Genomic DNA, 20,135 nt, shown 5'->3' with positions numbered 1-20,135 from the left:
AAGATGGATTATAAAGATACAAAAGCACCGTTAAGTACTATTACTTACGATAAAAATGAAATTGAAGCGCCTACAGAAAATATTTATGAGGCAATATCTATCATAGCAAAAAGAGCAAATCAAATTAATTCTGATTTAAAAAGAGAATTAGTAGATAAGTTAGATGAATTTGCTACATATAACGATTCTTTAGAAGAAGTTTTCGAAAATAAAGAACAAATAGAAGTTTCTAAGTTTTACGAAAGATTACCAAAACCAACAGCAATGGCAGTTGAAGAATGGTTAAACGAAAAAGTATACCATAGAAACCCAGAAGCAGAGTAATGTCTGTTTTAAAAGATAAGAAAGTTCTTTTAGGGATTACTGCAGGTATTGCAGCATATAAAACGGCTAGTTTAGTTCGTTTATTTATAAAATTAGGCGCAGAAGTTAAAGTTATTATGACTCCTGCGTCTAAAGATTTTATAACACCTTTAACACTTTCTACACTTTCTAAAAATCCTGTTCATTCAACTTTTTATTCTAAAGAAGATGAAAATGAATTATGGAATAATCACGTAGATTTAGGTTTGTGGGCAGATTATATGTTAATTGCACCTGCAACAGCAAATACATTGTCTAAAATGACCAACGGTACTTGCGACAATCTTTTACTAGCTACTTATTTATCTGCTAAATGTCCTGTCTATTTTGCGCCTGCAATGGATTTGGATATGTACATACATCCGTCTACGAAACAAAGTTTAGATAAATTACAAAGTTTTGGCAATATTTTAATTCCTGCAACTTCTGGCGAATTGGCTAGTGGTTTGGTAGGAGAAGGAAGAATGGCAGAACCACAAGATATTGTTTCATTTATAGAAAATGATATTTTATCGAATTTACCTTTAAAAGGTAAAAAAGTATTACTAACAGCAGGTCCAACTTATGAAGCAATAGATCCTGTGCGTTTTATCGGAAATCATTCTTCTGGTAAAATGGGATTTGCAATAGCAAAAGCTGCTGCAAATTTAGGTGCCGAAGTTTTTTTAATTTCAGGCCCAAGTCATCAAAAAATTTCACACTCTCTAGTAAAACGAATAGACGTTGTTTCTGCAGAAGACATGTACAACGCTGCACATTCTTATTTTGCTGATGTAGATATTGCTATTTTATCTGCAGCAGTTGCTGATTATAAACCAAAAAACATTGCTACTCAGAAAATAAAAAAGAAAGATGCTACGTTAGACATAGAGTTAACACCAACAAAAGATATTTTAGCTTCTTTAGGTGCAATTAAAAAACAGCAATTTTTAGTTGGTTTTGCTTTAGAAACTAATAACGAACTAGAAAATGCAAAAGGCAAATTAAAAAGAAAGAATTTAGATGCAATTGTATTAAATTCTTTACAAGACAAAGGAGCAGGGTTTGCAACAGACACCAATAAGGTTACGGTAATTGATAAAGATTTAAACGAAAAATCATTTCAATTAAAGTCTAAAGTAGAAGTAGCAAAAGATATTATGAATGAAATTGTAGTAAGAATTCTTAAATAAGATTCTAATAGTATTACAAACTGTTGCTTTCTTTTAATAAAAAATCTAAATTTGAGTATGCGCAAAATAACATCACTACTTTTTATATTTTTTACTGTAATTACTTTTACTGCACAAGAATTAAATTGTTTGGTAACCGTTAATTCAGATCAAATTGCGGGTTCTAACAAACAAGTATTTACTACTTTACAAAGAGCTTTAAGCGAGTATATCAATCAAACAAAATGGACAGATAGAACTGTAAAACCAGAAGAACGTATCGATTGTGCTATGACAATCATTATTACTTCTAGAGATAACAATAATTTTACTGCCACATTGCAAGTACAATCATCTAGACCCGTTTATAACTCTAGCTATCCATCGCCTGTTTTAAATATTAAAGACAACGAATTCAATTTTAAATACAACGAGTTTGATCCTTTAATTTATAATAAAAATGCTTTTGATAGTAATTTAATTTCTACCATTGTATTTTATGCAAATATAATTATTGGTGTAGATGCAGATACATTTGGCAAGTTTGCTGGTGATAAAGAATTAAAAGAAGCGCAAAATGTAATGCTACAAGCGCAACAAAGTGGTTTATCGTCATGGCAAAATGTTGTTGGTAAACAAAATAGATATTTATTAATAGATAATTTAATATCGCCTAAATTAAAAGCTTACAGAAATATACTTTACAATTATCATAGAAACGGACTTGATAATCTTGTAGGCGCAAAAGCTTCTGCACAACAAAGTATAGAAGATAGTGTAATTGCGTTAGAAAGTATTTACAACAAAACAGTTGGTAATTATTTAATTAGATTGTTTTTTGATGCGAAAGCAGATGAAATTGTAAATCTATATTCAGAAGATACCAAAACAAGAAATAAACAACGTCTTATACAAACTGTTCGAAAAATTTCTACCAATAATAATTCTAAGTGGAGAAAGTTAGATTAGGCTTTTTGATAGCTAAAAATTACTTAATTTTTAGCTACTAAAATCTACTGATTTTAATTTTATCCTTTGTGTTATAATTAAATTTTCGATGTTTAGTATTCAACAAATTTTCACTAATTTTATCTTTTAAAATCTAGAGAATTTGCTATCACAATTATCCATAAATAACTACGCGTTAATCAATCAATTAAGTATCGATTTTTCTTCGGGTTTGTCTATAATTACAGGAGAAACTGGTGCAGGTAAATCTATTTTATTAGGTGCCTTGGGCTTGGTTTTAGGTAATAGGGCAGATTTGTCATCATTAAAAGACACTACAAAAAAGTGTATTGTAGAAGCCAAAGTTGCCATTTCTAACTACAATTTACAAGATTTTTTCGAAGAAGTAGACTTAGATTACGAAGCAGAAACCATTATTAGAAGAGAAATTTTACCATCTGGTAAATCTAGAGCTTTTATAAACGATACACCTGTAACCTTAACGGTTTTAAACCAATTAAGAGTAAAATTAATCGATGTACACTCGCAACATCAAACAATGCAATTGTCTGATACTAATTTTCAGTTTTCGATATTAGATGCTTTAGCCAAAAATGCACCAAGAATAGCGTCATATAAAAGAGGTTTTTCGCAGTTAAATAAATTAAAAAGAGAACTTTTAAAATTAGAAGAAAAACAGCAAGAAGCAAATAAGCAGTACGATTACAATTTGCATTTGTTTAAAGAGTTAGAAGACGCTAAAATTAAAGTTGATGAGCAAGAAGTTTTAGAAGAAAAACTAGAAAAGCTAAACAACATAGAAGAAATTAAAGACAATTTAGCAGAAGCTTTAGAACTAACAATAAACGAAGAAATAGGCATTCAAAACTTGCTAAATACTTTAGACAATCGTTTGACTAAAATTGCATCTTTTTCTAAAGAATATCAAGAATTATCAGCAAGAATAACATCCGTAAAAATAGAAATTGATGATGTTGTTTCAGAATTAGAAGACGCAAACGAAAATGTAGATTTTAATCCGAATGAAGCAGAAGAAATCAATGATAGATTACAACTGCTATACAATTTACAGAAAAAACATTTGGTTAATTCTAACAAAGAATTGCTAGCAGTTTTCGAAGAAATATCAGAAAAAGTTGTTGCCGTAGAATCTGCAGACGAGTTTATACAAAAAAAGCAACAAGAGATAGCTTCTGTATCAGAAAAATTAGACAAAGTAGCCGGTTTAATCACAAAAGCAAGAACTGCATCAATACCAAAATTAAACAAACAATTAGAAGTTTTATTGGCAGATTTAGGTATGGAAAACGCCCGTTTTTCAATAAAAATAAAGCCAACCAAAAACTATTTTTCAAATGGTAAAGACGAGCTAACGTTCTTATTCTCTGCAAACAAAGGTGGTAACTTTGGCGAGCTTAAAAAAGTTGCATCTGGTGGTGAGTTGTCTAGAATTATGCTATCTGTTAAAACCATCTTATCAGAAAACACACAATTACCAACCATTATTTTCGATGAAATCGATACCGGTGTTTCTGGTGAAGTTTCTAATAAAATAGCGGCAATAATGCAACAAATGAGTAAGAATATGCAAGTTATTGCAATTACACATTTACCGCAAATTGCTGCAAAAGGTAACAGCCATTATAAAGTGTATAAAGCAGAAGTTAATGGTGTAACCACCACAAATTTAAAACAATTAACAGCCGAAGAGCGTGTTAAAGAAATTGCAGAAATGTTAAGTGGTAAAGACATCTCAGAATCGGCATTAACACATGCAAAAGAACTACTAAATTAAAAAAAGCATTAAATTTTTATACATATGTACAATTTACTTAAAGGGAAAAAAGGTATTATTTTCGGAGCTTTAAACGAACACTCAATTGCCTGGAAAGTTGCAGAAAGAGCACATGAAGAAGGGGCCGAGTTTGTTTTAACAAACGCGCCAATTGCAATGCGAATGGGGCAGTTAGATGCTTTAGCAGAAAAAACGGGCTCGCAAATTATACCTGCAGATGCTACTTCTATGGACGATCTAGAAAACCTTGTAGAAAAATCTATGGAAATTTTAGGCGGAAAAATAGATTTCGTTTTACACTCAATTGGTATGTCTGTAAACGTAAGAAAAGGTAAACATTACACAGATCCTAAGTACGATTTTACAACAAAAGGATGGGATGTTTCTGCAGTTTCTTTTCATAAAACTATGAATGTTTTGTACAACAAAAACGCCATGAACCAATGGGGTAGTATAGTTGCCTTAACCTACATGGCTGCACAAAGAGTTTTTCCAGATTACAACGATATGGCAGACAATAAAGCCTATTTAGAGTCTATTGCACGTAGTTTTGGATATTTCTTTGGTAGAGATCATAAAGTTAGAGTAAACACCATTTCTCAATCGCCAACGCCAACAACTGCAGGTAGCGGTGTTAAAGGTTTCGATGGTTTTATAAAATACGCAGACCAAATGTCGCCGTTAGGTAACGCAACCGCATTAGAATGTGCAGATTATACAATTTCTCTGTTTTCAGACTTAACAAAAAAAGTAACTTTACAAAACTTGTTTCACGATGGCGGATTCTCTAATATGGGCGTAAGCGATGCTGTGATAGAAAAATTCGAGTAATTTTTTTAGAAGCTATTTCCTGCTTTCGCTACTCGCTTTTTTCGTGCCTCAAAAGAGCTCAAACATGCCGCTCAATCAGGGCTAAACTTGTTTGCTAGCAATTAGAAACAGAAAAACAAAATGCATATTTAAAAGCTGAAATTTTTAGAAATAAAAACTTTCAGCTTTTTTAATTTTTCTACATTTACAAAACACATATTTCAAACACATTTTGAACCTTAATTTTTCTATCATAGTTCCCGTTTACAATCGTCCTAAAGAAATAGACGAATTGTTAGAAAGTCTTACCCAACAAGATTTTTTTAACGATTTTGAAGTTTTAATAATCGAAGATGGTTCAACAGAAAAAAGCGAACAAATTGTTGCAAAATATAACAACAAACTAAATTTAAAATACTTTTTTAAAGAAAATAGTGGTGCAGGAGCAAGTAGAAATTTCGGAATGCAAAAAGCAACCGGAAACTATTTTATTATTTTAGATTCTGATGTGTTGGTGCCTAAAAGCTATCTAACTGCAGTAAAAAAAGCTTTAGAAACCAATTTTACAGATGCTTTTGGCGGACCAGATGCAGCGCATGAAAGTTTTACAGATTTACAAAAAGCCATTAATTACTCGATGACGTCTGTGGTAACAACTGGCGGAATTAGAGGAAAGAAAAAAAGTGTTGGTAAATTTCAGCCCAGAAGTTTTAATCTTGGGCTTTCTAAAAAAGCCTTTCAAAATACACAGGGTTTTTCTAAAATGAAAAACGGCGAAGATATCGATTTAACTTTTAGACTGTGGGAAAATGGTTTTGAAACCCAACTAATAGAAAAAGCCTTTGTGTATCATAAACGCAGAAGCACAATTAACCAGTTTTTTAACCAAACCTTTGGTTTTGGTACCGCAAGACCTATTTTAAATAAAAAGTATCCAGAAACTGCTAAAATTACCTATTGGTTTCCTAGTATTTTTATAATAGGTTTAGATATAGGTATTATTGCGGCATTTTTTGGTTACCCACAATTATTTTACTTATACTGCTTTTATTTGTGCATACTATTTCTAGACTCTTTGTTTCAAAACAAAAGTGTAAAAGTTGCATTTTTAAGTATTGTAACTTCTTTAACCCAATTTTATGGTTACGGCTCTGGGTTTTTAAAATCTAAATTTTTTAAGAGGTTTCGCTAACGTTGTTGTATAAGATTAGTTGCGTGTTTTAAGCACTAAAGTTAGCAAATAAATCACAGATAGAAAGTCCGCGAGGACTTTCGTAAATAAGCTAAAACCAGCAATTAATTTTATACGGCGTTAGCTGCTGCCATTTTTCTTTCTTTCGAGAATTTGATAATAATAACTAAATGGTTTATCGTATTTTTTATGTTGTCTATTATCTTCTCCACGTTCTATTTTTTCATCATTTTCTTCTTCTAATTCCTTTATTTGCTTGAAAAGATCATAATATAATTTACTTCTATTTCTATCTAATTCCTTAATCTGGACTGCTGAATGTTTGTTTAGTTCTAATTCTTGAAAGCCATTTTTCCAACACATATCTGTAGAAACTTCACTAAAATTATCTAAACCAATTCTGCCAACAGACATTCCGATTAGTCTATTTATTGCTGATTCAATTGCTGTTCCTTTTTTACACCTTTGCTCGTTTTCAATTGCTTTTTGTATTTCGTTAACGATTTTCGATTGTTTAATAACTTCTTTGTTAAATGATTTTTTTCTTACTCTAGTTTCGCAATTAAAATTTATCTCATAGCCAACAAAAGCTTTCCAAGGGAAATCTCCATTTTTAAATGAATTAGTCCATTTGTAAGGACCTTTTGATTTACCATTCCAAAAAGGTGTGTAATCAGTTTTTCTGTCTTTTATTTTGCAAGTATATAATTCATCTGTCGATTTGAATTTGTGGGGAAATAGTTTTAATTCTCTTAAACAATCTAAATAAACATTTTTTGCTTTTTCACATTGTTCCTTGTCATCGTGTATAACAACCATATCATCACAAAATCTTAAATAAAGTACGGGTAGTTTTTCAAGTGCAATGTCAGCTTTGTTTAAGTAAATGTTTGCAATTAATCCAGATAATGCTCCACCTTGTGGAACTCCAATTCTTTGGTTGTGGTCTTTCTTATAATATTTAGAAAGGTCTTTGTCCACCCAAGGAAAAGAGCCATTTGGTATTTCGTAGGATTTCCAATAATCAGGATTATCTGCTTCTTTTACATTTTTATTAAATGAATAACAATTTAAGAAACTTTTAAAAATATGAACAGGTTGGTTCAAATTCAATTCAGGAAATTCTTGATTTACTTTATCAATTAATTTTTTAAAAATATCAAATGCAATTTTATGATTTACTGTGTCATAGAATTTTTTCATATCACATTCGATAACATATAATTCTGAAGCAGGATTACTTTTTTTGTATTTTATTATATCTCTAATACAATTATGATGTGATATAGTCTTATTGTCTATTTTTTTTGAACGAAAAGCGTAAGAAGAATCTTTAAAATATTTATCCAGTATTGATGTTAAAAATTTATTTGTTAAACTCAAAATTACTCTGTCTTCAATGGAAAACATACTAATTGGTCTGCAATCGTTTTTCTCTTTATGAGATTTTTTTATAGGTTCTTTTAGTTTTGGAAATATCAAAGGATTCGAAACAGAATAAGAATTAGACAATGCTTTTTTCTGAATTTCTGAAACGAATTTCATTAAATTAATAAACCATTGTTCTTTTGATTTGTTTTTTTTGTGTTTTCGAATTGTCTTTAAAAGTGCGTAAAAATTTTTATCGTTTGAAGTCAGAAATTCATTTGTTTCTTTATCCTTAACTCTTGATTTTGAACCTATTTTTACCCATTGTCTTCTTGGTGGTAATAATGTTTTTAATTTATCATTTATACTTTTTTGGTAAATTTCAAATTCGTTCGTCTCTTTTGAGTTGTTTTCTATATGATAATTGTAATCTTTATCTGAAGTAAGTAAATGTAATAGATGTTTCTTGTTTCTATTTTTAGCAATTTTTACTCTGATTTTACACAGTTGTCTTATTATATCTGTTTCATTAAAATAAAGATTAAATTCTTTCATAGGTTTTTAAATAAATGGAGTACCTGTAAAGTGCATAATGCACATATTGACAAAGATACTGACATATAAGTCATCGGTTTCTTTTAAGCTCTCTGACGAAACCTTATCGTTTACGAGAGTGATATTCACTCGAGGCTTTCGCCTTCCGTCTTCGGTACTCCATTATCTTTTTGATATTTTGTTTTATACCCTTTGTTATTAGCTAGAAAAACAATGCTAGCAAATGATACTTCTCCATTTCTGTTTTCATAACAGTTTATAAGGAAGTTTATACAATTTATTTCGTTGAATTTATTAGAATCTCTTTTGCTTAATTTAACGAAATAGTTTCTGCCAACGTCAAATGTAAAAGTGTTGGCAATTGCCATTGCCACTTTACACCAACTTTCATAAGTTTCAGTTATAGTCTGATTTTTGTTATTTAAATACCTGATTATATTACTCATTAAGCGTCTGTCATATGGGTCGTTTCTGTTTAGTGAATTGTGTAACGCATCTTTATTACTACTGAATTTTAAGGTTGTATTATTTTCTTTCTTTTTTTTAGTTTCTATTGGAATATTTGAGTTTTCAACTTTGAACTCTTGAATATTCTCTTTAATAATAATCTTTTGGTCATAAGATAGAAAGCATAATCTTGTTATATCGCTACCACTTTTATCTAATTCTATTTTGTGATTTTCCAAGAAGTAACTTGAAACTAAATTAAAAGCATACTTATGTTGGAAGTCTGTATTTATTTTTTCAAATTTTTCGATAAAACTTAATTTTATTAAACCTTTGTAACCTTTGTTTGAAGGAGATTTCCAAAAAGAAAAAACTAGAGGTTCGTTTTTCAAAGCGTCTCCAACTATTTTCATTTCTTCAATTGATAATTTGTCAATATCAATGACCAGAATTTGATTGTAATCTTTTAGTTTGTCTTTTCTTCTTTTTTCTTGAAATGTAGCCGAAAAGGTTACAGCAGGTAATGATTTTTTATTATTATCGTAGTAATCTTTATTTCCGTTTTCAAGCTCTTTTCTTAATCGTTCAATTTTACCTTTCAATAATTCAGAATTTATAATATTTAAAGTTTCACTCAAGGTTATTTCTTTCGAAATACTCGACCAAGCTTTTTCTTGGTATGAAACTTTAATATTTTTCAATTCTACGTTCATTGGTTGGTTTTGGTTGCAGCTAATTTGATACGATTATCTCGTCGTTTTAATGACTTATAATCGAAGTTAGCGAAGTTATCTTTTTTAATTTACATAATCAATAGGTAAAAGCACTTGTTTTTATTAATTATTATCAAAATAAGAAACAGCAAACAACACTAAATTTTAATTTCTGTTATATTTGGTAGAAATTTTAGAATCTATTTTAATGAAACGTAGAAATTTTATAAAGAAAGCATCTGTAACGGGTTTGGGTATTGCAACGGTTTCTTCATCTTTAATTGCATGTAAAGAAACTATACAAGAATATGCAATTGCTAAAAAAGATGAAAAAGCGGTTTTACCTGTTGTTGTAGCAACTTGGCGTTTTCATAATGCTACAAAAGCTGCATGGGAAGTTTTAAAAAATGGCGGTACTGCAATTGATGCAATAGAACAAGGTTGTAGAGTAGAAGAGGCAGATGTAAACAACACAACGGTAGGAAACGGTGGTACACCAGATAGAGACGGACATGTAACTTTAGATGCGTGTATTATGAATAAAGAAGGAAATTATGGCGCCGTGGTTTGTATGGAAAATATTGCACATCCAATTTCTGTGGCGCGTAAAGTAATGGAAGATACGCCGCATGTTTTATTAGCGGGTAAAGGAGCAGAAGAGTTTGCGGTTTCTAAAGGTTTTGTTAGAGAAAATTTATTAACTGCATCACGAAAAAAAGCTTGGGAAAAATGGAAAGAAAAATCGGAATACAAACCAATTATCAATATCGAAAATCATGATACGATTGGTATGTTGGCAATTGATAAAAATGGAGATATTTCTGGCGGATGCACAACAAGTGGTTTGGCTTATAAAATGGCAGGTAGAGTAGGTGATTCTGCTGTAATTGGTTCTGGTTTGTTTATAGACAATGCTATTGGTGGCGCAACTGCAACTGGTATGGGAGAAGAAGTTTTAAAAACGGTTGGTAGTTTTTTAATTGTAGAGTTAATGCGACAAGGTAGAACGCCACAAGAGGCTTGCGAAGAAGGTGTAAAAAGAATTGTTTCTTCTAATCTTAATTATAAAAACTTTCAGGTTGGTTATGTGGCTTTAAATAAAAAAGGAGAATTTGGTAGTTATTGCATTCATCCTGGTTTTGGAGTAAGCAAATATCAAGAAGACAAACAAACCTATATAGCGTCTGGTTCTTATATTCAAAAAAAATAATTGCCGTTCATGTAAATATGAAGATAAAAAAAACCGAAACTTTTAAGTTTCGGTTTTTTATTTTAGAATTATTCTATGAGTAATTTTTTAGAAATTTTTCCTTTTTCTGTAACCAAGTTCACTGTATAAATGGCAGTTGGTAGTTTGTTAATTTTAAGTCTGTTTTCTATACCGTTTTCTAAATTTGGAAAGGTATTTACTTTCTGACCTAGTAAATTGTATAACTCTACTTTTTTAATGTTTAATAAATCGCTATTTCTAATTACAATTTCACGATTATCATTATCCATAAATACTTCTAAATTCTCGCTTAAAATAGTATCATTTTCTACAGATAAAGCATTTTTACTAGCAAATGTAATAAAGAATCTATCGGTATATGTGCCAACAGGTACGTTTAATTCAGTTGCTGTATCACTTAATAAGTAAGACGTATTTGTTAACTTATCTAATAAATAGATATTGTCTTCAATATTTTCAACTTCATCAATTTGCACAGTAAAACTGTTGTTAGATCCTATGATTACGCTTAATGGTATTTCCATATCTTTTTCAAGAGAAGGTACACCCGCAATTATTAACTTTCTGTTAGAGTATTCTTGAAAATGCCAGTAAAAATCTGTACTGTTTAAATCGTAAATATCACTATCATAACCATTATCATAACCAAAAGTATTGTTTCTTCTAAAAGAGATACCAATTTGTCTATGCGATTTAATTTCGTCTGTAACATTATAATTAAACCCTAATTTTAATTTAGGTAATAAACTAGTTTCTTGATCTTGTGCAGATTTTTTCTGATTTGATTTAAAGAAGAAAGTTCCGCCAGCAGCATAATTATTATCTCTATAATTTCTTTGTGAATTTTCGAATCTAATTCTACCACCAATAGATGAAGATGAAACGAAGAATCCTTGACCAACACCAATATATCTGTTAGGCGCATGATAAACACCGTCACCTAAACTTGGTAAATTTCCTTTCGTAAATTTTAAATCGTCTATTATTAAATTATAAGGACTGTCTGTTGTAATCGTAAAAGATGTAACATCTTCCCAATCTAAAGTAATTTCTTGTCCTGTAATTCCTGATAATTCTTGTGTAACCGGTGATGCTCCTCCGTTTGGAGTTAAGGTTACTGTTGGATTTGTTAATGGTAGAATTACATTATTAAATAAATAAATAGATTTTAAATCTACTTTCGCATTAAAATCAAAAGTAACATCATAAGTACTAGTTGTTAAACCAATATCACCAATAATGTTTCCTAAAGTACCACCAACACCTAAGATGTTAGGTAATAAACCAATGTTTCCTGCAGATTTTGTAACTGTAGTTGTAATTCCGGATACAGTTTGAGTTACAGTGTTACCACTTAAAATTGCATCTGTCCAGTCAAAAACTAATGCAGGTAAGCTACCCACACCGTTGGCTGCAATTCCCATAGAAATATTTCGTTGAGAGTATCCACCTTGATATCCTGTTAAATTATGACCTTCAGAACTTGCAGGATTTGCTTTGTCTTCTCCTGTATGTTCCCAGAAATAAATTGTACCGTCGATTTCGTTAATATTTGTATTGATAAAATCTGTTGCATCTAAAGCACTTGGATACGGATTACCTAACAAACTTGTTGTGGCAGGATCTACATCAAAAGTTATAGAACCATCATTAGGTGTACCAACAAATGTAAAGTTTTGCGGGTTTTGACCAGTACTTTTCATCGTGTAACCTTGTCCTCTTTTTATCGGGCTAGATTCTCTTCTTTGAACATACTCTGCTTGCGTAGTACCATTAAAATAAGAATAGATCCAATAAGGTGCAATTTTAATTGGTGTAACGCCTGCAACACCAGGTGCACCATCATAAATGTTACCGTTTCCAGACCAATCTATTTCTGTAATTGTAGATGCCGCAGAAGTAGGTTCGTTACCATCTTTCATTACTTCTTTAACTCTAAAAGAATCTTGATTTAATTCTCTTACAGGAGAAGACCAATAATGATATCTGTAAATACTTGGCACAACAGCTTGTTGATCTCTGTATAATTTACCGTTTCCTTCTACGTTAGAAAAACCAGCATGTGTTTGTATCAATTGACCGTCGCCAATTAATTTCATTTCTCCGTCTAAGATAAAATCTTCATCAAACTCTAAATATCTATTGTCTGATACCATTAGTTTAGAATCATCTTTTATCCAAACACATTCTACTACAACATTTTCTGTTAAAACTGCATGTGTAAGAGATGTTTGAGAGTCGATAACCATAACTTTGTCACGATCTGCAGCATTTGTACTTGGTCCGCCAGCAATTAGGCTACTATTTCCACCTGTCCAAGCATTTGCGTCTCCATTCCAGAAAATACCGTTAATCTCTGAATATGTAAAATATTTTACACCGTTAAAATCGTACTGTGCAGCATATACATTTTCTGAATTTATAACAGTATCAGTTAACAACACGTAGTTTACATTAGAAGTAAAGTTTGCATCATCTGCTACTTTTAATACTTTAATTGTATTAGGTGTTGTTAATGCAGCGTCTAAAATTGCTTTATTTGCTGTAATTTGAGTAGAACCAACGCTTCCTGTTTCAACTATTTTCCAGGTTCTACCAATTGTTTTTTCTGGCGCACAAACTAATTCTGTTTCTGTAATTGAGTTTATGTTACCATTATTATTACCCCAAACTAAGAAATCTTTGTTTAAGGTAAACGTGTTTAGGTTTGTTGCATTTGTAGCTGTAATAGCGGCTAAACCTATGGTAATAATGGCATCTGAATTAATAGATTTAGATTGCTTTTGGTTTAAAGCCATTGCATCATCTCTACCAATACCAGCTACATCGTTGTGAAAAGTATTGTTATTTGTATAGTCCCAAACTTTTGTGTTAAGGTCTTTTAAAAGATAGTCACCTTCAACAATTGTAGCATTATTATCAGTATCATCTAATGTGATTCCATATTTAATAGCAAGATAAGATTGAATGTGCTGTTGTTGTGTTGCTGATGGAACAGCATCAAAAACCATTATTTCTGCTATTTCACCATTCATATACCTTTGAGTGCCATCAAAAGAACCAATATATAAATTCTGACTAGAATTACTTAAAACAGCGGACCCTAAATTGTCAGTTAAAAGTCTTAAACCATTTCTATATAATGCTTTGTTTGTTCCTGATGGAGTAGATGTAGATGTGCTGGAACCTGCATTCCATAAGTTAAATTCGCCTGTGTTTGCACCCCAGTCTATCTCAAGTGCTGTCTGTGCACCAAATTTAAAAGCAAAATCATTTGACCCCGGATCATTATCAGGTGTTAATAGATAAAACCTTGTTGCATCAAAACCCTGTGATATATTATAAGCGTAAGCATTTACATTAGATTTACTAACTGCATATACCCAAATATTATTTATGGTAGCACCATTACCTAAAATACCACCTGTAATTTGCATAAATTCATTATTGGATTCATCAAAATCTAAACTAGGGTTAAAGTTTAAACCATTTTCTATTTTTGATGGACCTGTTGTTGCAGTTGCTGTGAAAGGACTTGTTGTTTGATCTACCCAACTTGTAACATTTGTAGTACCAGTTACGTCAATATCTGCTCTTAACCATAAAATACTATTTAAAATACCCGCAGTTATAGGGTCTTCTGTATCATCTCTATAATCTACGTCTCCAGTTGCACTCACATCTGAATCATTATCTGGTAAATCTTGCGATGGTGTGTTAATTTCATCATTAACATCATATCTATCATTTGTATTCGCTCCTTCAAAATTATCATCTAGTCCATCGTTATCAGAATCTGTTCCGCTTACAGTATTATCTGTAAACCCATTTTCTTCAATATCTAATAGTCCGTCACCATCAGAATCGCTATCAAGATAATCAGGAATTGTATCTGGATTTGTAAGTGATGCATCTGTATTTTCTTGTGCAGTTAAATCTACACCAATAATACCTGCACAATCTGCCGCTAAAGCACAATCAGGGTCGTAAGCATCATCTAAACCATCGTTATCAGTATCTGATCCACTCGGAGAAATGTAACCAATTGTTGGTTGTGCTTCTATGTTGTCTGGAATACCGTCGTTATCGGCGTCAATGTCTAAGCTGTTTATTATTCCGTCGTTATCTGAATCGCTAGCTAAAGCTACTTCTGATGAAATGTCTTCAGCAGAAAACGCTCCTGCAGGTGTATTACTATATCTGGCAGCATCAATTAAACCAGAATAATAACCATTAACACCTGCGCCTGTTGCCCCACCAATTGGACCACCAAGACCACCATCATTCGTATGATTAGGAATTGTTGTGTAGTCTGCAGAAATATCTAAGCTTACTGGGTTACCATCTACATACAAAGTTAAAATACCGTTTACAAAAGTTGCGGCTACGTGATGCCATGCGTTATCAACTGCTATAGAAACAGGGTGTGCTAAATCTCTTTGACTAGCTGCACCGCCGTTTCGAGTTGATAATGTGATTACACCATTGTTAATCCATAATGTTATACCATTAGTAGCACCACCTTCTTCATAAATAACTCTTTGCCCTGAAACGTCATCTGGTTTTATCCATGCAGAAAAACTTATATGTGTATAAGTACTTTCCATAAAACCGCCATCTTGACTATATCTTAAAACGTCATTAGTTCCATTAAATTCAGCTGAATGTGTTCCCTGAATTGCATCTGTAGAATAATCTGGTTGATTTGTTTCTGGTCTTTCGTTATTGCCATTACCAGAAGCATCGTTAGAATTATTGTCTAATGGCCAATACGCATCTGGATTTGTTGCGAAAGTTGGTGAAATTGAAGTATCTGCTTGATCCTCTATAATGTCTGGTATACCATCATTATCATCATCAATATCAATATCATTTGTAATTCCATCTCCGTCTGTATCTACACCAATAATGTCATCTCTATAATCTAAATCTCCTCCAATATTAACATCAGCATCACCGTCTGTAAAATTATCTGCAGGTGTATTATCAAAAGAACCGTTTACATCAACATAATCATCACCATTATCTAATGTGTTATCTAAACCGTTTTTACCAACTGGGTTGGTAGTTGTACTACCATTGTTAGGTAAAGTAGTTAAACCAGATTCTAAAATATCGTTGATACCATCATCATCTGAGTCTAAATCTAAATAATCTGGCTCACCTGTTTCGTCTGTATTTACAGGCGTTATACCTGTGTCATATGCTAAATCTATACCAAAAAGACTGTAACTACCTGTTGGAGCTATGTATCCTGAAGTAGTTTGTGCTTCGATGTTATCTGGAATACCGTCGTTATCTGCATCTAAATCTCTAAAATCAAATACAGTATCTCCGTCGCTATCTATTGGAGTACAAAAACCGATATCGCCAATTGCAATATTTTGAGTGGCAGTAATACTACCAGAACCTGCGTTTTCATAAACAATTTGAACTTGTGTTATCCATTCTGATATTGAGTTGATTGTTATACTTGATGAAGCTGTACTTGTTCCTAAGAAAGTATTATTACCTGTAAAAGAGTTAGAAGCACCAGTTGTATAATCTGCAGCCGTAAGATTGTAGGTTGTACCATCTTGCTTAGTAATGATTATTTTAACTCTATCAATTGCAATTGTATTCACATCTACATTTACATCGTAAATTGTAAAATTGATTCCAAAAACAGGAGCATCAAAATTAATAGTATGTCTAGAAAAAGCAGAAAAAGAGGCTCCCTGATTTAAATTAAAAGAACTATTAGTGGTTGTTGCATTGTTTACTCTAAATTCACTTTCACTAAGTACGTTTGAGGTTCTAGATAATAATATGTTTACGTTGTTATTAGATAAATTTGCAGATGTTCCTAAAGGATCATCACCAGAAATAAAAGTAGTATCTCCGTTTGTGAATTCATTATTCCAGTTTAATATGCCTCCTGTGGGATCTGAAATTAAACAACTTCCAGGTCCCAGTTCTATTGCGTCTACAATACCATCATTATCATCATCTAAATCTAATTCATCACTAATGCCGTCTCCATCGTAATCATTTGTAAAAGTATCATCTCTATAATCTACATCTCCAGAATTAAATACATCACCATCTTCATCAGGAAAATTATTACTTTGCGAATTGTCAAAAGAACCGTTTACATCGTTATAATTATCTCCGTTATCATAAGCATTGTCTAAGCCATTTACGCCGTATACACCTGTTAAAGTTAAACCTGCTTCAAAATTATCTAATTTACCATCGTTATCTGAATCTGTATCTAAATAATCAAAAGCGCCATCTGTATCTGTATCTTCTGGAGTTAAACCACCAGAATAAGCAGTATCTACACCATTGGCATCATATACGCCGTCTGGAGCTGTATAGCCTAAAGTACTTTGAGCTTCAATATTATCAGGTATTCCATCATTGTCAGAATCTAAATCTAAGCAGTTTAGAATTCCATCGCCATCAAAATCATCTGCAGGATTAATATATTCTACTTGGAAATTATTTAAATCGAAGTTAGAAGTTTGTCCGAAAAAAGAACTGTCAATGTAATAATCATTTCCATTTGCGGTTTGTGCACTTGTATAAACAACATTACCATTCACTAAATAGCTTACATTTGTACCTGTTTTTCTAATACTTAGTATATTTCCACTTGCTCCGTTTCCGAAATTCCCTATATAGTTACCATTTTCATAGATTTGTAGCGTTTCATTGGTACCTCTTACATAAAAAGAAAAATCTACATCTTGCCAACTATTAGATGAATCTGTACCAGATTCATTAATACCAATAACAACTCTTCTATCTGTAAAGTCTGTATAGTTACCATTAAGGGTAAATTTCATTTCGAAGTCACCATTTACACCATAGGTAGAAAAATCAGGTGAATGCGTACTGTTTACATAATTGGCGGTTCCGTTTGTGAAGTTTAAATTGTTACCATTATAGCTAAATCCAGAACCAGAAACGGTTGTAAAAGATAGGTTTTCTGATATGATAGAGGCAGCATCACAACCTTCTACAGTATCTAAAATTCCGTCATTATCATCATCTAAATCTACACTGTTAGGAATTCCATCTCCATCAGTATCAATAAAAGTACTTGTATTATCTCTCCAATCTATTTCGCCACCTGTAGGATTGTCTGGAAAGTCGTTAAAAGGAGTTTCATCGAAATTACCGTTAACGTCTGTATAATTGTCAGAATTCTCATAACTAGAATCTAAACCATTTAAACCGAAATTACCGTGTAAAGACAAATTAGCTTCTGCGCTATCAGATGTTCCGTCATTATCAGAATCTAAATCTAAATAATCTGGAATGCTGTCATTAGAATTATCCGTATTTACAGGAGTTATATCTGTACCACCTTGTGCAGTTTCATAATTATCATCTAAACCATTATTATTTGCATCTGTAAAACCGGCGTTTGGTGCACCACTAGGAGCTATGTATGCGTTTGTAGCTTGCGCTTCAATGTTATCTGGAATACCATCGTTGTCACTATCTAAATCTAAATAGTTTGGTACACCATCGTTGTCACTATCTAAAGAACAATTTGTATTTTGTATAATTCCGATGGCATCGACTTCATAATCTACTGTGTTTATAGTACCTTTTGCAAATCTAAGATATCTAAAACTTACGTTTGAAGTTACAATTGTATTTTGAAAAGTAACATTATTAGTACTTTGCGGACGTATGGGGTGTAATAAATAAGTGCTGTTATCAGAAGATTCGCTTAAATCTATATATGCTGTGCCCGTAGTTACATTATTTCTTCTTCTCCAGGTAATTTGATATTGAGTTCCTGCAGGATAGGTTTGTCCGAAATCAAAATCAAAGGTACTAGTGCCGTTATAAACTTGCCCGAAATTACCGTCTGGTTCTCCAATAATATTATTAGAGTTTACAATACTAACTTCAGATTCTATAAATCCATTATCATATTTAGCACATTCGGTAGCATAACCTTCTAATGTATCAATAATTCCATCATTATCATTGTCGATATCTACAGAATTAGCGATACCGTCACCGTCTGTATCAATGAAACCAGCAACAGATACATCTCTCCAATTTACGTCATTTGGCAATCCTAAACTAGCATTATTGTCTTGATCTGGAAAGTTGTCTACTTGAGTATTATCGAAAGATCCGTTTACGTCTGTATAATTATCTTCATTATCATAAATATTATCTAAACCATTTTCGCCAACGTTGCCGCTTAAAATTAAATTAGCTTCTACAGTATCAGGTACAGTATCATTATCAGAATCTAAGTCTTTATAATCTGGCTCTCCGTCATTTTCAGAATTTACAGGAATAATTGCAACACCTGCTGTTGCACCAGCAACTACTGGATCATAATTATCGTCTAACCCATCATTATCAATGTCGGTAAATCCGTTTCCAACAGATCCACTTGGGGCAATGTATCCATTTGTGGTTTGAGCTTCGATGTTATCGGGAATTCCGTCATTATCGGTATCTAAATCTAAGTGATTAGGAATACCGTCATTATCAAAATCAAAAATATCAGGAACACCATCTGAGTTTGAATCTATATAACTTGTGTTAGAGCCATCACCAGTACCATCATCTCTAGTATCTAGATAATTTGGCAGTTTATCACCATCTTCATCACCTAAAGGATCATAAGTGGTTGCACCTACTGTTAACTCTTCTGTATCTAGAATACCATCATTATCATCATCAACATCTACAATATCTGGTACGCCATCATTATCAGTATCTAATTCTTCGATCGCATTTAATTCTATTGCTATTTGTAAACTTTCTAAACCTTGATATGGAAACGGACCTTCGTCTGCATCTGTTCTTGGGTAAAATGAGATATTCATGTTACCAGAATTAGGTTGTGCAATAAAAACAATATTGTTAGTTCCCCATTTATCTCTAGTTATAGATGAAATAGTTTGTCTTCCATTATTATCGATTTCAAAATCAAATTGATCCATATAAGTTCCAGAATAATAAGAATTGGCTGGATCAGTACCGTCTGCATTTGATAAAGCTGTAAGTGTGTAAATTTTTAAAATATAAATTTTGTTTGCTACTAACTCTCCCATAATAGCAGTTACAGATTCTTCTGAACCAGCTAAACCTATACCATCACCAATATCTCTAATAGATACCCATGTTAAGTCTCCTGTTGGAGGCAGAGGTAGAGGGTTTACCCAAGTAGCATTACCACCAGCACTTCCTTGTCCACCGGTATTAAATCTATTAGAAATATCTGGTGTACCACCAGTATCTAACCAATTTGTAGGTGTACAGTTACCGCAATTTGAGGTTACTGTACCTGTACCAGGAATTGTTTGTGAGTAAGAATTATTAGTAATTGTTAAAAATGCAATTAACAAAAAAGATAATGTAAAGTTATTTCTTTTGTTTTTTAGATTCTGAACTTCCCCAAATTCAAGAATCCTAAGAAAAACATTTGTCATTTAATAAGATTTATTGTTTAAAAACACTAGTGTCAAATGCAAATATAATGTTAAAATTTTAACAATACAACAATCAATTAAATACT

General features: G+C 31.9%; 10 protein-coding genes. 7 read left to right on the top strand and 3 right to left on the bottom strand.

Annotation, left to right across the window (positions count from 1 at the left end; all coding sequences use genetic code 11):
- Positions 1–3 precede the first annotated feature (3 nt).
- The 6 genes from WG950_RS04075 to WG950_RS04050 all read left to right on the top strand — a co-directional run bounded on the left by WG950_RS04075 (position 4) and on the right by WG950_RS04050 (position 6,280).
- On the top strand, positions 4–324 hold the full coding sequence (locus WG950_RS04075; protein WP_077808914.1) for a DNA-directed RNA polymerase subunit omega: 321 nt from the start codon (positions 4–6) through the stop codon (positions 322–324).
- Positions 324–1,535: a bifunctional phosphopantothenoylcysteine decarboxylase/phosphopantothenate--cysteine ligase CoaBC gene (gene coaBC, locus WG950_RS04070; protein WP_340934270.1), complete on the top strand. Its 1,212-nt coding sequence runs from the start codon at positions 324–326 to the stop codon at positions 1,533–1,535. Before WG950_RS04075 ends, coaBC begins: the two co-directional genes overlap by 1 nt.
- A gap of 57 nt (positions 1,536–1,592) precedes the next feature.
- On the top strand, positions 1,593–2,483 hold the full coding sequence (locus WG950_RS04065; protein WP_340934269.1) for a DUF4835 family protein: 891 nt from the start codon (positions 1,593–1,595) through the stop codon (positions 2,481–2,483).
- Positions 2,484–2,625: 142 nt separating this feature from the next.
- The gene (gene recN / locus WG950_RS04060; protein WP_340934268.1) at positions 2,626–4,278 is read left to right on the top strand and encodes a DNA repair protein RecN; all 1,653 of its coding nucleotides are present in this window, start codon (positions 2,626–2,628) and stop codon (positions 4,276–4,278) included.
- Between the two features lie 24 nt (positions 4,279–4,302).
- Entirely contained in the window at positions 4,303–5,109 is an 807-nt protein-coding gene (locus WG950_RS04055) for an enoyl-ACP reductase FabI (RefSeq protein ID WP_077808918.1), read from the top strand.
- A 211-nt stretch (positions 5,110–5,320) separates the two neighbouring features.
- Positions 5,321–6,280, top strand: a complete 960-nt coding sequence (locus WG950_RS04050) for a glycosyltransferase (protein ID WP_340934266.1) — start codon at positions 5,321–5,323, stop codon at positions 6,278–6,280.
- Positions 6,281–6,400: 120 nt separating this feature from the next.
- On the opposite strand, the gene WG950_RS04045 is transcribed toward WG950_RS04050, so the two are convergent.
- The gene (locus WG950_RS04045) at positions 6,401–8,203 is read right to left on the bottom strand and encodes a reverse transcriptase/maturase family protein (RefSeq protein WP_340934265.1); all 1,803 of its coding nucleotides are present in this window, start codon (positions 8,201–8,203) and stop codon (positions 6,401–6,403) included.
- 125 nt (positions 8,204–8,328) lie between these two features.
- Complete coding sequence (locus WG950_RS04040; protein WP_340934264.1) at positions 8,329–9,363, bottom strand: BT4734/BF3469 family protein; 1,035 nt, start codon at positions 9,361–9,363, stop codon at positions 8,329–8,331.
- A gap of 208 nt (positions 9,364–9,571) precedes the next feature.
- Here WG950_RS04040 and WG950_RS04035 point away from each other — a divergent pair, with 208 nt between their 5' ends.
- Positions 9,572–10,573 carry a N(4)-(beta-N-acetylglucosaminyl)-L-asparaginase gene (locus WG950_RS04035; protein ID WP_340934263.1) on the top strand — a complete coding sequence of 334 codons (1,002 nt, stop codon included), beginning with the start codon at positions 9,572–9,574 and terminating at the stop codon, positions 10,571–10,573.
- A 68-nt stretch (positions 10,574–10,641) separates the two neighbouring features.
- Here WG950_RS04035 and WG950_RS04030 read toward each other — a convergent pair whose 3' ends face one another.
- Positions 10,642–20,049: a LamG-like jellyroll fold domain-containing protein gene (locus WG950_RS04030; RefSeq protein ID WP_340934262.1), complete on the bottom strand. Its 9,408-nt coding sequence runs from the start codon at positions 20,047–20,049 to the stop codon at positions 10,642–10,644.
- Positions 20,050–20,135 lie beyond the last annotated feature (86 nt).

It is taken from the genome of Polaribacter marinaquae, assembly GCF_038019025.1.
GTDB classification, from domain to species: Bacteria; Bacteroidota; Bacteroidia; order Flavobacteriales; family Flavobacteriaceae; genus Polaribacter; species Polaribacter marinaquae.
Note: the sequence above shows the minus strand (reverse complement) of the source record. Positions and strands in the feature narration are given on the sequence as shown.

Bases quoted from the DNA above. Each gene is read 5' to 3' on its own strand.
- WG950_RS04030 (WP_340934262.1), bottom strand. From the start codon at position 20,049: ATGACAAATGTTTTTCTTAGGATTCTTGAATTTGGGGAAGTTCAGAAT.
- WG950_RS04045 (WP_340934265.1), bottom strand. From the start codon at position 8,203: ATGAAAGAATTTAATCTTTATTTTAATGAAACAGATATAATAAGACAA.
- WG950_RS04035 (WP_340934263.1), top strand. From the start codon at position 9,572: ATGAAACGTAGAAATTTTATAAAGAAAGCATCTGTAACGGGTTTGGGT.
- coaBC (WP_340934270.1), top strand. From the start codon at position 324: ATGTCTGTTTTAAAAGATAAGAAAGTTCTTTTAGGGATTACTGCAGGT.
- WG950_RS04055 (WP_077808918.1), top strand. From the start codon at position 4,303: ATGTACAATTTACTTAAAGGGAAAAAAGGTATTATTTTCGGAGCTTTA.
- WG950_RS04040 (WP_340934264.1), bottom strand. From the start codon at position 9,363: ATGAACGTAGAATTGAAAAATATTAAAGTTTCATACCAAGAAAAAGCT.
- WG950_RS04075 (WP_077808914.1), top strand. From the start codon at position 4: ATGGATTATAAAGATACAAAAGCACCGTTAAGTACTATTACTTACGAT.
- WG950_RS04065 (WP_340934269.1), top strand. From the start codon at position 1,593: ATGCGCAAAATAACATCACTACTTTTTATATTTTTTACTGTAATTACT.